The organism is Streptomyces bohaiensis (genome assembly GCF_012033785.1).
GTDB lineage: Bacteria > Actinomycetota > Actinomycetes > Streptomycetales > Streptomycetaceae > Streptomyces > Streptomyces bohaiensis.
In genome coordinates, this window is the sequence record NZ_JAAVJC010000094.1 from 1 (window position 1) to 16,644 (window position 16,644).

The 16,644-nt window shown below is 73.9% G+C and carries 14 protein-coding genes; 3 read left to right on the forward strand and 11 right to left on the reverse strand.

The window, feature by feature from the left end:
• Positions 1-169: 169 nt before the first annotated feature.
• Complete coding sequence (locus tag HCN52_RS12720; RefSeq protein ID WP_168088548.1) at positions 170-838, forward strand: SDR family oxidoreductase; 669 nt, start codon at positions 170-172, stop codon at positions 836-838.
• Positions 839-914: 76 nt separating this feature from the next.
• On the opposite strand, the gene HCN52_RS12725 is transcribed toward HCN52_RS12720, so the two are convergent.
• From HCN52_RS12725 to rocD, 9 genes are all read right to left on the reverse strand, one after another.
• Positions 915-2,183 carry a cytochrome P450 family protein gene (locus HCN52_RS12725; RefSeq protein WP_168088549.1) on the reverse strand — a complete coding sequence of 423 codons (1,269 nt, stop codon included), beginning with the start codon at positions 2,181-2,183 and terminating at the stop codon, positions 915-917.
• Between the two features lie 4 nt (positions 2,184-2,187).
• Positions 2,188-3,483, reverse strand: coding sequence for a cytochrome P450 family protein (locus HCN52_RS12730; RefSeq protein ID WP_168088550.1), 1,296 nt, complete (start codon positions 3,481-3,483; stop codon positions 2,188-2,190).
• Positions 3,480-4,079 (reverse strand): GTP-binding protein, encoded by a 600-nt coding sequence (locus tag HCN52_RS12735; protein ID WP_168088559.1) that lies wholly within the window; start codon positions 4,077-4,079, stop codon positions 3,480-3,482. The genes HCN52_RS12730 and HCN52_RS12735 overlap by 4 nt, the downstream gene beginning before the upstream one ends.
• A complete protein-coding gene (locus HCN52_RS12740; RefSeq protein WP_167972391.1) occupies positions 4,060-4,416 on the reverse strand; it encodes a DUF742 domain-containing protein in 357 nt (118 codons plus the stop codon). Before HCN52_RS12740 ends, HCN52_RS12735 begins: the two co-directional genes overlap by 20 nt.
• A complete protein-coding gene (locus tag HCN52_RS12745) occupies positions 4,413-4,820 on the reverse strand; it encodes a roadblock/LC7 domain-containing protein (RefSeq protein ID WP_167935254.1) in 408 nt (135 codons plus the stop codon). The genes HCN52_RS12740 and HCN52_RS12745 overlap by 4 nt, the downstream gene beginning before the upstream one ends.
• A complete protein-coding gene (locus HCN52_RS12750) occupies positions 4,817-6,307 on the reverse strand; it encodes an ATP-binding protein (protein ID WP_168088551.1) in 1,491 nt (496 codons plus the stop codon). The genes HCN52_RS12745 and HCN52_RS12750 overlap by 4 nt, the downstream gene beginning before the upstream one ends.
• A gap of 1,317 nt (positions 6,308-7,624) precedes the next feature.
• Positions 7,625-10,699 carry an AfsR/SARP family transcriptional regulator gene (locus HCN52_RS12755; protein WP_312876670.1) on the reverse strand — a complete coding sequence of 1,025 codons (3,075 nt, stop codon included), beginning with the start codon at positions 10,697-10,699 and terminating at the stop codon, positions 7,625-7,627.
• A 222-nt stretch (positions 10,700-10,921) separates the two neighbouring features.
• Positions 10,922-11,680, reverse strand: coding sequence for an SDR family NAD(P)-dependent oxidoreductase (locus HCN52_RS12760; protein WP_168088553.1), 759 nt, complete (start codon positions 11,678-11,680; stop codon positions 10,922-10,924).
• Between the two features lie 44 nt (positions 11,681-11,724).
• Entirely contained in the window at positions 11,725-12,927 is a 1,203-nt protein-coding gene (gene rocD, locus HCN52_RS12765) for an ornithine--oxo-acid transaminase (protein WP_168088554.1), read from the reverse strand.
• Positions 12,928-13,351: 424 nt separating this feature from the next.
• On the opposite strand from rocD, the gene HCN52_RS12770 reads away from it, so the two are divergent.
• A complete protein-coding gene (locus HCN52_RS12770; protein ID WP_168088555.1) occupies positions 13,352-13,702 on the forward strand; it encodes a VOC family protein in 351 nt (116 codons plus the stop codon).
• Positions 13,703-13,775: 73 nt separating this feature from the next.
• On the opposite strand, the gene HCN52_RS12775 is transcribed toward HCN52_RS12770, so the two are convergent.
• Both HCN52_RS12775 and HCN52_RS12780 read right to left on the reverse strand, forming a co-directional pair.
• The gene (locus HCN52_RS12775; RefSeq protein WP_168088556.1) at positions 13,776-14,825 is read right to left on the reverse strand and encodes a sporulation protein; all 1,050 of its coding nucleotides are present in this window, start codon (positions 14,823-14,825) and stop codon (positions 13,776-13,778) included.
• Between the two features lie 416 nt (positions 14,826-15,241).
• Positions 15,242-15,742 (reverse strand): ATP-binding protein, encoded by a 501-nt coding sequence (locus HCN52_RS12780; RefSeq protein WP_168088557.1) that lies wholly within the window; start codon positions 15,740-15,742, stop codon positions 15,242-15,244.
• A 247-nt stretch (positions 15,743-15,989) separates the two neighbouring features.
• On the opposite strand from HCN52_RS12780, the gene HCN52_RS12785 reads away from it, so the two are divergent.
• A partial coding sequence (locus HCN52_RS12785; RefSeq protein ID WP_168088558.1) for a hypothetical protein occupies positions 15,990-16,644 on the forward strand: 655 nt, incomplete at its 3' end.

Below are 16,644 nucleotides of genomic sequence, written 5' to 3' on the forward strand. Positions count from 1 at the left end.
GTCCTCGGCGCTCCCCGAGCGACGGCCCGCGCACGAGGGCCACGGCGGGTGCCGGCGACCCCGGTCCCGTCCCCGGGCGGCGGGCGCCCCGCGCAGGCGCCGAGGACGCAGCACGCCCGGCGGTCCCGGCCTCCCGGGTCGGCGCGGGCTCCGGCGGTACGGTCGGGGCATGCGTACCGTTATCGCCGGAGGACACGGCCAGATCGCCCGCCTGCTGGAGCAGTCGCTCGCCGAACGCGGTGACGAGGTGGCCGGGCTGATCCGCAAGCCCGCCCAGGCCGGGGCGCTGCTCGCTCTCGGTGCCGAGCCCGTCGTCTGCGACCTGGAGTCGGCGGACGTCGCCGATGTCGCCCGCCACCTGGAGGGTGCCGACGCCGTCGTGTTCGCCGCCGGTGCCGGGCCCGGCAGCGGCTCGGAACGCAAGGACTCGGTCGACAGGGGCGCCGCGGTGCTCTTCGCCGACGCCGCCGAGCGGGCCGGCGTGCGACGGATGCTCGTCGTCTCGGCCATGGGCACCGACCGGGAGCCCCCGGAGGGGACCGACCCCGTCTTCGCCGACTACCTGCGCGCCAAGGCCGCCGCGGACGCGGACATCCGGGCACGGACGGGGCTGGACACCACCATCCTGCGACCGGGGCGCCTCACCGACGACGCGGGGACCGGCCTGGTCTCGCTCGCCGCGTCGACCGGTCGGTCCGACGTCACCCGGGCCGACGTGGCGGCGGTGCTGGTCGCCCTGCTCGACACCCCCGCGACCGCCGGGCTGACGCTCGAGTTGGTCGGCGGCGACACTCCGGTCGCCGAGGCCGTGGCAGCGGTGGCCGGCGGACAGGACTGACACCGGCCCCCTCCACCCGTCACGGGAGGGGCCGTCCCGTGATGCTCGGCTGCGGCACCCGCCGGTGCCGCCGCCGTCAGGCGGCGCTGGTGCGCCGGGCCGCCGCGGCGTCCAGGTGGACGGGCAGCCGCTGGTGCCCGTTGGAGATGAGGGACGGCAGCGGCTGCAGCTCCTCCGGCGCAACGGCCAGCGTGAGCTCCGGGTAACGGCTGAAGAGCGTGCTGAGCGCGACCCGGCCCTCGATGCGGGCGAGCGGAGCGCCGACGCAGTAGTGCACGCCGTGGCCGAACGCCAGGTGCTCGCGGGCCGCGGCCCGGCTCACGTCGAACGCGTCCGCGCTCTCGCCGTGCACGGCCGGGTCGCGGCCGGCGGCGGCGTAGTTGATGACGATCGCCTCGCCCTGCGCGAAGTGGATACCGGTCACCTCGTCGGTCAGGTCGTTGACCGCGAACCGCAGGATGATGCTGGCGATCGGCGCCTGGTGGCGGAGCGTCTCCTCCACCACCGCGTCCCACGAGACCTCCCCGTTGACCGCCCGCTCCCGCTGCTCGGGGTGGAGCAGCAGGTTGGTGATGCCGTGGTCGATGAGGTTGACGGTCGTCTCGTGGCCCGCGCCGATCAGGAGCAGCAGGCTGTCGCGCAGCTCCTGGTCGTCCAGTGAGCCCTCGGAGTGGGCGGCGATGATCGCCGAGGTGACGTCGTCGCCCGGGGTCGCGGTCTTCAGCTCGATCAGCTCGTTGAGCAGCCGGTACGTCTCGACACCGCCGGCAGCCGCCTCCTCGGGGCTGAGGTCGGTGGCGAACAGCGTGCCGATCGCGTCGCGGAACTCGTCGTGCAGACTCTCCGGGACACCGAGGAGGGCGTTGACCACCAGCAGCGGCAGCCGCCAGGCGAACTGGTCCCGCAGGTCGACCGTGCCGTCCGCCACGTCGGGCCGCAGCTCGTCGAGGAGGTCGTCGGTCATCCGCTGGACCTGCGGCTCCAGCGCCCGTACCCGCCGCGCGGTGAACGCCGCGGCGAGCGGCTTGCGCAGCCGGGTGTGCTCGGTGCCGAACGCGGCGAGCGCGTTGCGGACATCGACCCAGATGCGGAGGGGCCAGTCCTCCGGTACCCGGCCCTCCCGGTATGCGGGCCAGTGCTGGTGCGCGTCCTTGGACACCTCCTTGTGCGCGAGGAGTCGGCGGATGAGGCCCGGGTCGGTGACCGACCAGGCCGGGATGTCGCCGGGGAGGAGGACACGGACCGCGGGACCGAGGTCCCGCAGCGCCGTGGCCTCCCCGTGTATGTCGGAGCCCGAGCCGTCGAGTGGGTAGGGGCCGCTTCCCTGGGACGCCTGTGCGGTCATCGGTTCACCTTTCGGAGGAGGCGAGCGGGGAGGTGGGCTGGAAGTGGACGAGCAGTTCCGTGAGCCCGGAGTGGTACGTGCCGGGCCGCCGCGAGATGTCGCCGGCGAACGTCAGAGGCTGGAGGCGGTCGAGAATCCGTTCGATCGCCGTCTCGGTGATGATCCGCGCGAGATCCGGCGCCGGGCAGGCGTGGACCCCGGCCGAGAACGCGAGGTGCCCGCGGTTGCCGGCCCGGGAACCCAGCGCCATACCGAGCGCCGGGTCGGAGTTGGCGGCAGCGAACGACACCAGCACCGGGTAGCCGGGGTGGATGGTGATGCCCTCGTAGGTCTGGTAGCCGAGGGCGTACAGCGGGCTGTAGTTCGCCATCGGCGGGTCGTTCCACAGCACCTCGTCGACCGCGTCGGAAACCGGCTGCACGCCGTCGTGCACGTTTCCGGCGAAACGGGAGTCCGTGATCATCCGCAGCAGACCGTTCATGATCAGGTTGCTGCTCGGGGTGGTGGCGGCCCCGATGACCAGGAGGATGGTCTGGATCATCTCCTCGTCGTCCAGACCGGCCTCGTGCTGCAGCAGCCAGGAGGTGACGTCGTCCGCCGGCTCCCGGCGCTTGAGGTACACCAGCTCCAGGTTGGCGGCGTGCACGTTGGCGCCGGCCTGCGCCGCGTCCGTGCCGTCGAAGAGCTGGCCGATGGCCTGGACGATGCGGTGCCCGAGTTCGTCGGGGCAGCCGAACAGCTTGATCAGGGTCATCATCGGCAGCGGGTCGGCGTACCGCGGCACCAGGTCGGCCCGGCCGTCGGCGCAGAAGGTGTCGATCAGCTGGTCGGCGATGGCGGTGACGGTGTCCGCCAGCGCGTGGGTGTCGACCTTCTCCAGGCTGCCGGTGATCGCCCGGCGGTGCCGGGCGTGGGCCGGGCCGTCCATCCACAGGGCGTTGTCCCGCGGGCCCATCATCATCGCCGCGGGGCTGTCGGCGGGGACGTGGCCCTCCCGCAGCGCCTGCCAGTGCCGTGGGTTCTTGGCGAACCGGTTGGGGGTGTTGCGCAGCAGGTACAGCGCGGAGCGGTAGGTGGTGGTGAGGTACCCGTAGACGCCCGGTGAGATCTCCACCGGCGCGATGGGGCCCTGGGCGCGCAGCCGTTCGTAGGTGGCGCGCGGGTTGGCGCTGAACTCCGGTCCGTGGATCGGCAGCGGACGGTCGGGGGGCGGCTCCTGCGTCGCGGTGGCGGCGTGGCCTGCGGTGTCGTTCACGGACCGGTGGGCCGGGCACTGCCCCCCGGACGGGTCGGTGGTCATGCGGTGGTCTCCGGGGTGAGGGTGAGCACGTGTCGGGTCAGCGTGATCAGCGCGTCCGTCGAGCTGCGGTGCTCCCGGGCGTCGCAGATGACCAGCGGGGTCTCCGGTTCGAGGTCCATCACCTCGCGCAGCCGCTCGACGCTGTGCTCGGGGGCGTTGTCGAAGCGGTTTATCGCGATCGCGTAGGGGAGGTCGAGGTCCTCGATGAGCTCCAGGATCGGGTAGGTGTCCTCCAGCCGGCGGGTGTCGACCAGCACCAGGGCGCCGAGCGCACCGAAAGCGAGGTCCCGCAGGACGGGGAAGAACCGGGGTTGGCCGGGCGCGCCGAAGAGGTACAGCACCAGGTCGTCCGTCAGCGACAGCCGGCCGAAGTCCATGGCCACGGTCGTGGAGGTCTTGTTCGGCAGGTTGGTGTGGTCGGTGTCGATGCTGGCGGACGTCATCACCTCCTCCGTGCTCAGGGGCGCGATCTGGGAGAGCGCGTGCACGAAGGTGGTCTTGCCGGCGCCGAAGTGACCGGCTATCAGGATTTTCACCGTCCGCTCGTCACCGCGCAGCGCCGGCGCGGTGCGGTGGTCAGAGGCGCTGGAGTCCAGCAAGGACTTCCTCCAGTAGCTTGCGGTCGAGGCGGTCCGACCGGGTGATCGGCCGCTGGGTGGTGATGTGTCCCCCGCTCATCAGGTCGGCGAGCAGGACGCGCAGCACGGACAGCGGGAGGCGCAGCCGGGCGCCGAGTTCGGCGACCGACTGCGCGCTCGACGCGAGCAGGTCCAGGACGTGGCGCTGCTCCGGCGAGAGCCCGCCGCGTCCCGGCCCGGGGTCGGGCCGGGTGATCAGCGTGATCGCGTCGAAGTGGTTGCGGCTGGGCGTGGAACGACCACCGGTGACCACGTAGCTCCGGACCAGCCCGTCCCGCGGGCGATCGCCGCTCACGCGCCGCCAACCGGGGCCTGACGCGGCGCCAGTCCGAGCTCCTGGCCGACCCGGTCGATGGTCTTGCCCATGCGGAACGACATCGCCTCGATGTCCACCTCGCGGCCCGCGGAGACGACCAGGAAGGTGCCCTCGCCCGCCGCGACGATGAAGATGAACCCGTTGCCGAACTGCACGAGGGTCTGCTCCCAGGGGTCCTCGCCACCGCTGGCGAAGACGGCGGCGGCCCGGCTGAGGGACTGCAGACCGGAGGTGAGGGCGGCGACGGAGTCGCCCAGGTCACGGTCGACGCCTTCCGAGGTCGCCGTCATCAGCCCGTCGGCGGAGAGCAGCACGGCGTGCCGGGCGTGCGGGACGCTCACCAGCTCGTCGAGGATCCAGCTCAGGTTGGGCGCGGGGTTCACAGGGTGTTCTCCTCATCGTGGTTGGAGGTCGAGCCACGCACGAACGCGGCGAAGGCGCGTCCGGCGTCGGGGGCGGGGGGACGGCTCGAAGGCACCGTGGGCCTGCTGCGGCGGTGGGAGCCGCCGCGCTGCCGCCGTCGGACGGGGAGCCCGTCCTCGGCGACCGGGTAGGGGGCGGCGTGGGTCTCCGCCTCCTCGGGGCCGGCGCCCTGCGGGGGCGCGGGCTCGGGCTCGGCGGCGGTGTACGACGTGGACGGCTGGTACGCGGCCGCCGGCTGGTGCGGCACGGGCTGGTGCGGAGCGGCCGGCTGCGGGGCGCCGTACGGGTCCTCGTAGGGATGCGAGGCGGCGACGGGGGCCGGGGTGGGCTGCGCGGAGCGCTGCGGGAGCGGCTGGGGCGCCTGCTGCGGTTCGACGGGGGCGGCGGGGCGGCTTCCGGGCTCCGGGAGCGGCGGCATCTGGCTCATCGGACGGGCCGGGGCCGGCGGGGCGGCGAGCAGTTCGCGGGGGATGTGCAGTACGGCACGAACGCCTCCGTGGACCGATTCCTGGCCCACCTGGACGCGCAGGCCGTAGCGGGAAGCGAGCATGCCGACGCCGGCGAAGCCGAAGCGCGGGGGGTTGCGCATCTCGGTCAGGCGCACCGGCTCCTGGCCGGTCAGCAGCCGACCGGCGCGGTCGCGCTCCTCGGGGGTCAGACCGATGCCGGCGTCGTCGATGACGATGCTGATGCCGTTGTGCGCGGAGACGAAGCCGACCTCGACCTCGGTGCCGGGCGCCGAGTGGCGGGCGGCGTTGTCGAGCAGTTCGGCGACGGCGAGGACGACGGGCTCGACCACGCGGCTGGTGACGTGCTCCGTGGGCTCGCCCGTGACCCGCACGCGGCGGTAGTCGCGGATGCGGGAGACGCCGCCGCGCACCACCTCCAGCAGGGGCGAGTCGTCGCGCTGCCGGCCCGGCCAGGAGCCGGTCAGCACGGAGACGATCTGCGCACGCCGCGCCAGCTGGCTGCAGGCGTGGTCGATCGGGATGAGGTCGGCGAGGACCTTGTCGCTGTGGTGGCCCTCCAGCATCGCGGTGATGGCGATCTGCTGTTCGGCGACGAGCGCCTGGAGGGACTGGGTGACGGCGCGGACCGACGCCTGGGCGACGCTCTCGGCCTTCTCGGTGATCTGCCGCTCCGCGCGCCGGGCGGACTCGCGCGAGATGACGGTGATCGCCTGGAGCGCGCGCTCCTGGGCGCGGGCGAAGTCGGTCTCCGCGAGGGTGGGGTGCAGCGACGGTCCCGGGCGCCCCTTGTCGGCGAGACGCCGCAGTCGCGTCTCGACGAAGTGCACGGCCTCCTCGTCCCGTGCGGTGATCTTGGCCTGGGCCTGGCGCAACTCTGCCTCGCGGACACGGGCGAGCCGTCTCCAGCGCAGGGCCAGGACGGCCGTGACGGCAAGGAGCACCGCCAGTGTCAGCGCACCGACCTGTATCAGGGTCATCTGTTCCTCACGGGTTGGCTGGCGAGGTCACACGGGATGCGCGTGGTCGCGAGGCTGTGTTCGTCGGGTACGGGGGTGGGGGCGGGTCACACCATCGGCCACAGGCGTGGCGCATCCGCCGGAACCCTATCTCTTCGAAACCGAGTGACCACCCCGCGTGCAATACCAGAGCATTTGACTGCGAACGACCCCACTGAGAGCCATTTCTGGTGGACCGTCAGATATTGATGGTGGGGCGCGAACGGTGCCCTGTCGACCGTTTCGACACGGTCGGGGCGCGCGGGGGCGGTGGAGCGCGGGCCCCGTCGGCGAGGCCCACCGGCCACGTGGGCGGCGCGGGCCGGGTGGGCGGCACGGGTGCCGCAGGCGGGGTGCGGGCGCCGGCCCGGCGGCCGGGCGTCGGGGGCAGCGGCGGGACGCCGGGGGCGTGCGCCGGGCAGGGCGGTTCGCCGTGGCAGCCGATGTGTCGTCAAACCGTCTCACCCCTGAGCGATGTACGGGATGTGCCCCGCGACCGGGCCGGGCCGTCGCACCACACGGGAGGCCCCGGAGCCGACGGCGCGGGGCGTCCGGCTCACGGGGTCCCGGCGGACCGGACGTCACGTTAGGCCCGGGCACGGGGCACCGGGAGGCTCGCGCGAGAAGATCACCTGTTCAGGTGACGTGCCCGGGGGTCCCGGCCATGGCTTCCGGCCATTTTTCGGCCCCTGGGATTGGCGGCCCGGCTGCCCGCCCCGACCGGCCGAGCGGACCCGCGGCCCGCCTCCCCGCTGCCGCCCACCGCGTTCCCACCGCGCCGACCTGACCGCTTCGCCCCTCATCGCGGCAGTTCAGAGGCGTTCGGCGCCGAGACGACGCGCGGCGCCGACCGCTCGGGCACATCGCCCGGCGGGCGGCCGGTAGTCGGCCACCCGTTCGGCGGCAGGCGCGCAGCACGCCGAACGGGCCCCCGGGAGGCGGCAGGAGCAGATCACGCCAATCGCCGGGTGCGGTCTGGACCGGAGCACCGGCGCTGTGGTCCCGGTGCACGGGTGTCCGGGCGCCACCGACGCGGCGGCGCGCGAGGCCGAGGGGCCCCGTGACGGTGGGCGGCTGTCCGCAGCAGGGCGACCCGCCCGGCCGCCGCCTCTCCTGGGGCCGGCCGTGCGCCGGCGGTGGTTGGGGGTGGAGCCGTGACGCGTGGTCGGCGGCGGGCTGCTGCCGGTCAGTCGTTGCCGTGGTTGCCGTGGTCGCCGTCGCCCGGCGACGTGGCACACCCGGCGGGGGCCACCACGAGCCGGCCGTCGCCCGGGGCGCGCGCCGCTCCGCCGCGGGGGCTCACCGCGCGGTCTCCGGCACCTTCATGCGGGCGAACAGGTCGTCCGCCGCCGAGCGGTGCCTGCGGGCCAGCTCCGCCTGTCCCCCGGTCTCCGCCGTCCGGGCCAGGCCCCAGAGCGCGCACGCCTCGTCGTACCGCAGCTCCATGCGGCAGGCGATCTCGTGCGCCAGCGCCTGGTGGTCGCGGGCGTGGTCCAACTCCCCCTGGGCGTAGCGGACCCGACCGACGGTGAGGTGCACGGCCGCCCGGTGGATGTCGTCGCTCCGACTCGCCGCCGTGGCGAGGGCCTGGTCGGCGCTGAGCGCCGCCTCCTCCAGTTTCCCCATCCGGGTCAGCACGTCCGCCCGGCGGGCGAGGACGAGCGGCAGCAGGGAGGGCATGCTGATCCGTTCGCAGCTCTCCAGGGCGGCGTCGGCGCGCTCCAGCGCCTCGTCGAAACGGCCGAGCCCCTCCATGGCCTGGGAGAGGTTGCTCAGCGCGTCCACGGACAGCTGGACCTCCTCTATCGAGGCGAAGACGGCGACGGCCTGCTCGGCCGACCGGATCGCCTCGTCGAACCGCCCCAGCCGTGCCTGGATCAGGCTGAGCGTGCTGAGCGAGGAGCCGCCGAGCCGGGTGAGCCCCAGCTCCGCGGCGCGGCGGCTGACCTCCTGGTTCAGCTGGAGCGCGCGCTCCAGCTCCCCCATGCTGCTGAGGGCCTGCCCCAGTCGGGCCTGGCAGGCCGCGTGGCTGTGCTCGTCGGCCATCTGGCGGGAGAGCTCCACCGCCTCCTCCAGCCGGGCGACCGCGTCGCTCAGCTGGCCCAGCCGCCACTTGCCCATGGCGAGGTTGGTGAGGTTCAGGCGGGTCAGCGGGCGGTCGCCGAGCTGACGCGCCGCGTCGACACCCTTGTCCAGGGCGGCGTTCGCGCTGGCGTCGTAGGCACGGATGCTGGAGTGGAAGCCCAACTCGCGCGGCAGGCGCGCGGCGTGCCACAGCAGCCCCTCCTCGTAGGCGGCGTCCACCGCCGCCAGCATGCCGTCGCGGTGCTGGTCCATCCACCGCAGCGCGGTCTCCCGGTGGTCGAGCTCCGCGCCGGTGCGCGCGTCCGCGCCGTCGGGGTGCACGCTGCGCCGGCCGGGGAAGAGCGTGTCGCAGGCGTGTTCCGCGCGCCGCACGTAGTGGTCGAGCAGGCGGCGCACCGCCTGGCCCACCTCCCGCGTCCGCTCGTCCCGTGCGACGCGCTGGACGAAGCTCCGCACCAGGTCGTGCAGCGCGTAGACGCCCGGGTCCCGGGCCTCCAGCAGCCGGACGTCGACCAGTTCCTCCAGGACCGTCTCCGCCGTCACGACGTCGGTGTCCAGCAGCGCCGCCGCCTCCTCGACGTCCAGGCAGCGGCCGGGGTGGTGGCCGAGCAGCAGGAAAGCGGTGCGCTGGTCGTCGGGCATCGTCTGGTACGAGAGCAGCAGCGCACTGGCGACGCCCCGCCCCTCGCTGGTCAGTTCGTCCAGCCGCCTGGTGTGGTCCCGCAGCCGTTCGACGAGCCGTCGGACGGTCCAGTGGGGGCGGTTGGCGAGCCGGGCCGCGGCGATCCGGACGGCGAGCGGCAGGCCCCCGCACAGCTGGAGCAGTTCATGGGCCGCGTCGGGCTCGTCGCGCAGCCGGTCGTCGCCGAGGGTGGTGCGGAGGATCTGCCGGCTGTCCGCCTCGTCGAGCGCCCCCACGGAGCGCCACGCGACGCCGTCGAGACCGGTCAGCCGCGGGCGGCTGGTGATCAGGACCAGGGTGTCGGACGAGGCCGGGATCAGCCCGCGGACCTGCTCGGAGGAGGCGGCGTTGTCCAGGACCAGCACCATGCGCCTCCCCCGGATGTAGGCCTGCCACCGTGCGGCCCGCCCCGCGGGGACCGTGGGGATCTCGTCGCCGGGTACCCCGGCCGCGGCCAGCAGGTCGCGCTGGGCGTCGAAGGCGGAAAGCGGGTGCTGCCCCGGGGTGAAGCCGTGGAGGTCGATGAAGAGGCTGCCGTCGGGGTACCGCTCGGCCAGCTGGTGGGCGGCGCGGACGGCCAGCGCCGTCTTGCCGCTGCCGCCCATGCCGTCGAGCGCCAGGATCGTCGGCACCCGGCTCCCGGGGGCCGCCGCCGCCTCGCTCACCCACTGCAGATCCGCTGTGCGGCCCGAGAAGTCGCGGACGTCGAACGGGATTCCGCACGGGGGCTCGCCCGGGCGGGCCGACGCGTCGGTGGCGGCGGGCGCGGGCCGCGCGGGGTGCCCGGAGGGCGGCGGCTCGGGGCCGGTCGGGCGGCTGAGGGAGGCGTCCTGGCGGAGGATGCGGGCGTGCAGGTCGGTCAGCTCGACACCGGGATCGATGCCGAGTTCGTCCGCGAGATGGCGCCGGGCGCGCGCGAACTCCTCCAGCGCCGCCGCCTGTTGTCCCGAGCGGTAGAGCGCGTGCATCAACCGGCCCCGGAGGGTCTCCCGGAGCGGATGCTCCTCGACCAGGGCGCGCAGCTCACCCGTGATCTCGGCCGCTTCCCCCGCCTCGATGCACAGGTCGTACAGCTGCTCCGCAGCGGTGAGCCGCTGCTGCTCCAGGGCCGCGGAGGCGGCGTCGATGACCCGTCCGCCGTCTCCGGAGAGCACCGGGCCGCGCCAGAGGGCGAGCGCCGCGCGGAAGCACGCCGCCGCCCGGGGCGTCTCCCCGTCGCGCAGCGCGCTCCTGGCCTCGTCGAGCAGCCCGCGGTGGCGCGCCAGGTCGAGTTGTTCGGGCTCGATCGCCACGCGGTACCCCGCGCCGTCGGTAATGATGATCTCCGGGCCGCGCGGTAGGCGGCTTCGCAGCTTTGCGACGGTCTTTCGCACCTGGTGGTCGGCGCTGTCAGGGAGATCGTCGTCCCATCCGGCCGCCACGAGGCGGGATACGGGCACCACGCGGCCCGCCTCCAGGAGAAGCATCACCAATACGCGCCGTTGCAGTGCCCCGTTGACGGGCACGGTTTCGCGGTCGGCACGGACTTCCAGAGATCCCAGTACGGCGAACTCCGGTTGGGGACTGGTCAGGTCCCTATCAGGTCCAGGCACAGCGGAATGCACCACTAACCTCCCCCGTCGACGGCGAAACGTGTCCGCCACCGTTGAGATTAGATCGTGCCGCGACCCTACCACCAGGTATTCCGAGAGCACTTGGTATGTTGATGGGTTCCTTTTCCGCCCCTGGTCGGACGGCGGGACGGGCGGGACGGCCGGGACGGGGCGGCACTCCGCGCGGAGTGCCCCCCCGCCCGTCCCGGTGACCGCGCAGGGCCTGGACGCAGCGGTCTAGGCCGGGGCCGCGGGGCGCAGCCGCAGCCCGTGCATGCCGTTGTCGACCGCGAGCACCGTGCCGACCGTGGCGCTGGACAGCGGGCCGGCGAGGTAGGCGATGGCCGCCGCGACCTCCTCGGGCGTGACGAGGCGTCCCGTCGGCTGGAAGGCGTCCAGCGCGGCGCGGGCGGCCGCCGGGTCGTCGGTCCGCCGGAGCGAGCGCTCGATCCACGGGGTGTCGGCGGAGCCGGGCGCCACGCAGTTGACCCGGATGCCCTCACGGACGTGGTCCGCCGCCATGGCGAGGGTCAACGCGTGGACGGCCCCCTTGGTCGCCGAGTACAGGGCCCGCTGCTGCACCCCCGCCGAGGCCACGATCGACCCCGTGTTGACGATGGCGGCGGCGGGTGAGCGCCGCAGGTGCGGGACGGCGTGCCGGGCGACCCGGACCATCCCGACGACGTTGACGTCCAGGGTCCGCGCCCACTCGTCGTCGTCGTTGGCCGTCACATCGCCGAGTGCGCCGACACCGGCGTTGTTGACCACGACGTCGAGTCTGCCGAACCGTTCGACGACCCCGTCGACGGCGGCCCGGACCGCCGCGTCGTCGCGGACGTCGGCGCGGAAGCCGACGATGCCCTCCGGGAGCCCCTCCGGGTGCAGGTCCAGCGCCGCGACCTGCGCGCCGCGGCTGTGCAGCAGTTTCGCGGTGGCCAGGCCGAGCCCCGAGGCGCCGCCGGTGACGAGGGCGACCAGGCCGGTGAAGTCGGTCATGCGGGTGTCTCCTTCTTCCCTGGGCGGACCGCCCGGCTCGCCGCTCACGCCAGCACGTCGGCGATGATGCCGACGCCGCGGTCGATCTCCTCGCGGGTGACGACCAGTGGGGGCGCCACTCGCAGGTGGCCGCGGGACTCCTTGCACAGCAGCCCGCGTTCGGCCAGGCGCTCGGTGATGCGCTTGCCGGCCGACCGCTCCTCGGTGAGCTGCACGCCCGCCCACAGGCCGCGTCCGCGGACCTCGGTGACCCCGTCGAGTTCCCGCAGCCGTGCGTGCAGGTGGGCGCCGAGCTCCCGGGACCGTTCCTGGAACTCCCCCGTGGCGAGCAGCCGCACGACGGCTCGGCCGACCGCGCACGCCAGGGGGTTGCCGCCGAAGGTGGAGCCGTGGTCGCCGGGGGTGATCACACCGAGCACGTCCGCGCGGCCGATCACCGCCGAGAGCGGCAGGAGACCGCCGCTGAGGCTCTTCCCCAGGGTGGTGAGGTCGGCTCGTACTCCTTCGTGGTCCAGCGCCAGGGTCTCGCCGGTACGTGCCAGGCCGCTCTGCACCTCGTCGGCGATCAGCAGGGTGCCGGTGTCGTCGCACAGCTGCCGCACCTCGGCGAGGTAGCCCTTCGGCGGCACGATCACCCCGGCCTCGCCCTGCACCGGCTCCAGGCAGACCGCCGCGGTGGCACCGGTGACCGTCGACCGCAGGGCGTCGATGTCCCCGAACGGGACCGTGCGGAAGCCGGGGGTGAAGGGGCCGAACCCGGCCCGGTGGGCGGGGTTGGTCGAGAACGAGACGATGGAGAGCGTCCGGCCGTGGAAGTTCGCGGCCGCGACGACGACCTCCGCGGTGCCCTCGGGGACGTGTCCGACCTGGTAGGCCCACTTCCGGGCGATCTTGACGGCGGTGTCGACGGCCTCGCCGCCGGAGTTGGAGGGCAGCACCGTCTCGGTGCCGGTCAGTTCGGCGAGTTCCCGGCAGAACGGGCCGTACTGGTCGTTGTGGAAGGCCCGGGTACTGAGCGTGAGCCGGTCCAGCTGCGCCTTCGCGGCGGCGACGAGCGCGGGGTGGCGGTGGCCGAAGTTGAGCGCCGAGTAGCCACCGTGGAAGTCGAGGTAGCGCCGGCCGGTCACGTCGCGCACCCACGCCCCCTCCCCTTCTGCGAGTACCACGGGGAACGGCTCGGAGTCGTGGGCTCCCCAGCTCGCGGCGAGACCCATGTGTTCCTGGGCGGGCAGAACGTCCGCAGTCATGGCGAAACTCCCTGGTGTGAGGCGGTCCTGGAGCTGATGGCGGGCGGAGCGAGGCCGACGACCGGCCCGGTGGGAGCACCGGCGGCGACGGGGGCGCTCCGTCGTCGAGGGGACGTCCCGGGGACCGGGGCGCCGTCCGCGGGTGACGGGTAGCCGGGCGCACGGGCGGCGGCCGACCCCGCCCGGACTTCCCGTCCGGGCGGTCGACCGTGCTGCTCGACGGTCCCACGGCCGGTCCGCCCGTCGGGGTAACCGCACCTCGTACCGGCGGCCGGGCGGCTCAGCGGGATGCGTCCCCGGGAGTCCACCGCCCGGGGACGCGCGGCGGCGGGCCCGGGGCGGCGCCCGACCGCTGCGGCGTGCGGGTGTCCGGTTGCACTCGCCGCGATCGACCCGCGTGTCACACAAGTCCTATGCTGTCCCGATGAGTTTGGAATGGGAGCAGGTAGTCGTCCACGCGGAGGATCCGGCGGCGCTGGGGCAGTGGTGGGCCGATGCCCTCGGCTGGGTCGTGGTGTACACCTCGGAGCACGAGTTCGAGATCCGGGCCACCCCGGACCGCCTGCCCGGACTGGCCTTCATCCGGATCAACGAGGGGCGGAAGGCGAAGAGCCGCCTGCACGTCGACTTCCGCCCCGACGACCAGGAGGCCGAGGTCGCCCGGTTGGTGGCGCACGGCGCCCGGCGCGTCGACATCGGCCAGGGCGAGCAGTCGTGGGTGGTCCTCAGCGACCCGGAGGGCAACGAGTTCTGCGTGCTCGGCCCGCAGCAGTGACCACGGGGGCGGCCGGGGGCCGGTGGGGAGTCGCGGCGGGGCGGGCGCGCGGGGCGTGCCGGGCCCCGCGCCGTCACTCGTCGTCGCCGCCGTCGTCGTCGGCGAGGTCCTCCTCGTCGTCACCGCTGAACGCCTCGTTGAGCATCATGCCCCCGAGGACGCCGGCGCCCAGGCCCGCGGCGCCCGCCGCCACGGCCATGCCCGCGCCGCCGCCACGGCGCTGCTGCTGCATGTCGGGGTGCATGCCCGGCTGCATCCCCGGGTGCATGCCGGGCTGCATGCCGCCCATCTGCATCTGCATCTGGTGGAGGAACTCCTGCCGCTGCTGGAGCAGTTCCTGCACCCAGCCGTCGATCTCCGCCTGCCAGTCGCGGGAGGTGACCTCGGCGTGCGGGATGGTGTGCCGCACGAACGGCATCGGCACCCCACCGGAGAGGTGCTTGTCGGCCTCCAGCACGACGTCCACGCCCTGCGGACCGGCGACGAGGGTGAGGTCGAGCCCCTGGAGCTGGTCGGCGTACTGCGGGGCCGCGCTGAGCATCAGCTCCTGGTGGAACGGCAGCTCCTGGTACTGGGCGCCGGCGACCAAGCCCGGCAGCAGCACGGTCTGCGCGAAGCCGAAGCCCAGCTGGCCGAGCGCCTCCAGCGCCACCTCCTGAGCCGGGAGCGCGGAGACCGTCAGCGGGTCCATGTCGCCGCTGTCCTTCGCGGCGGCGATCGCCAGCTCGGTGCGGACGCCCAGCTCCAGGCCGAGGGACTGGCCGTACAGCTCGTTGAAGGGCGTCTCGGCGGGCAGCGGCATCGAGAAGGGGTAGACCTGCTTCTCCCCGGCGGCGATGCGGAACCCGCCCGCGACGACCTCGCGGCCGAAGACCACGGGCTTGCCGCCCTGGGCACCACCGCCGCCCATCCCGCCCATGCCGCCGCCCTGCTGCTGGCCGGGAAGCTGCTGCGGGGTCGCCACGAGCTCCAGCACGATCTGCTGGATATCGAACTCGGCCTCACCGCCCTGGACGTGGACGTCACCCTGGACCGTGCCCCCAGGGGTGCCGCTCCCGGACAGAACGGTATCGACCTTCGGGCCACCGACCCCGAAGGTTCCGAGCAGACGCTTGAACACCATCCCGGCGTTCACTCCTTTGTGTCGCGCGTCATGGACGCGTGCATGTCCCGGGGAGGGCCGTGGGCCGCCCCAGCAGCCGCCGAGTACAGGGGGTGCGGCGGCACACCAAGACAACTACCGGGCACCCAGCGTGAGTTCCCACCCCGCGCCGTCACCACCCGAAAGATTCAGGACACATCAGGAGGGCGGCGGACGACGACGCGCCGAGATCCCCGGGGACGGTCGGCCAGGGAACCGAGCAGCGCGGTGAACAGGGACGGTTCCGGCGGCTCCGACGGCGCTCACCGCCGGCCCGAGTCCGCCGTCGCACGACGTGGGGACCGCGGCGGCGGACCGCGACGGCGCGCGTACGCACCGCCGCGCCGCCCCGGGCTCCCCGGGGCGGCGCGGCGGTGTCGCGTGGTGTGCCGGCGTCGTCAGGACGCCTGCAGCAGGGAGTCCTCTCGCCACTTGAGGATCTTGTCGAACGAGATGACGGCGCCGCCGCGGTCCGGTTGGTTGTCGTAGCGGACCCGGTCGGAGAGCGCCTCGATGAGGCGCAGGCCGCGGCCGTGCTCCATCTCGTGCTCGACGTGCTCGACGTGCGCCACGGTCGTCGCGGTCGTCGCGGTGCCGGCGTCGAGGAGACCGCCGAGGGGGTCCAGCTCGCCGAGGAGGCGGTCGAGCGGGAACCCCGGCCCCGAGTCGGTGACCTCGATCCGGCAGATGTCACCGTCGATGGAGGCGGTGACCTGGTAGGCGCCCGAGTGCCCGCCGTGCTGGACCGCGTTGGCGCACGCCTCGGTGAGGGCGAGGGAGAGTTCGTGCGCGATGTCCGCGTCCACGCCCGCCGTGTCCATGGCGCCGGCGAGCAGTCGGCGGGCGAGGGGGACGCTCGAAGCCTCGCGACGCAGCTGGAGAGACCACCAGATGCTCATGGCTCCTCCTTCCCACTTCTCGTCCGCGCGGCGACAGTCGCCGCCCGGCACTCGTAGTTATTGCCGATCGACCCGGTTCGTAAGCCCGGCCGCGTGGTAGTACCGCCCGATCGGCGGATATACGGGACGAATGGGTGGATATAGCTACACCATGGGGGGTGGGAGATCGGACAAAAGTTCGCACACTCGGTCGAATGTCGGCCCCGGCGGCCGGGCTGCGTTCCGCCGGTGAGATGATGTCGCCGCTATGCCTGCCGCCCTCGATGTGCGCCTGACGCGGGCCGCGCTCTTCGCCGCGGCCTGCTGCCTGCTTGCCTCGGGCGGTCACGTGCTGGCCGCCGGCAGCGGCGTCGAGCCCTGGAAACTCGGCGCGGGCTGGCTGATCCTCTTCATGGTGAGTCTGCCGCTCGTCGGGCGGGAACGCCGGTCCCTCCCGGGCGTCGTCGCCGTCGTCGCCGGTTCCCAGTTGCTGCTGCACGTGCTGTTCGGTCTCGGTCACGGTGCGGCGAGCGGCGGCGCAGAGACCGCCGGTCATGCCGGTCACAGCGGCCATGCCGGGGGTGACGAAGCGGCGGCGGGCGTCTCCGGCGGCGTGCTGTCGATGGCGGCGAAGCTGCTCTGCAACGACGAACTCCTCACGCTCACCCCCGTCGAGGCCGACCGCATCGTCACCGAGGCCGGGCTGCGACCGCCGCCCGTTCCCGCGGCCGCGGACGCGCCGCCGCCGGTGGACGAGCTCGCGGCGCTGCTCGGCGACGCCGCGACCGCACTGGTCGCGGTGACCGCCCCCGCCATGCTGGCCGGGCACCTGCTCGCGGCACTCGTCGCGGGCTGGCTGCTGCTGCGCGGCGAGGCCGCGCTGTGGCGGCTGATCCGGCTCTCCGGCGCGGCCGTCGCCGCGC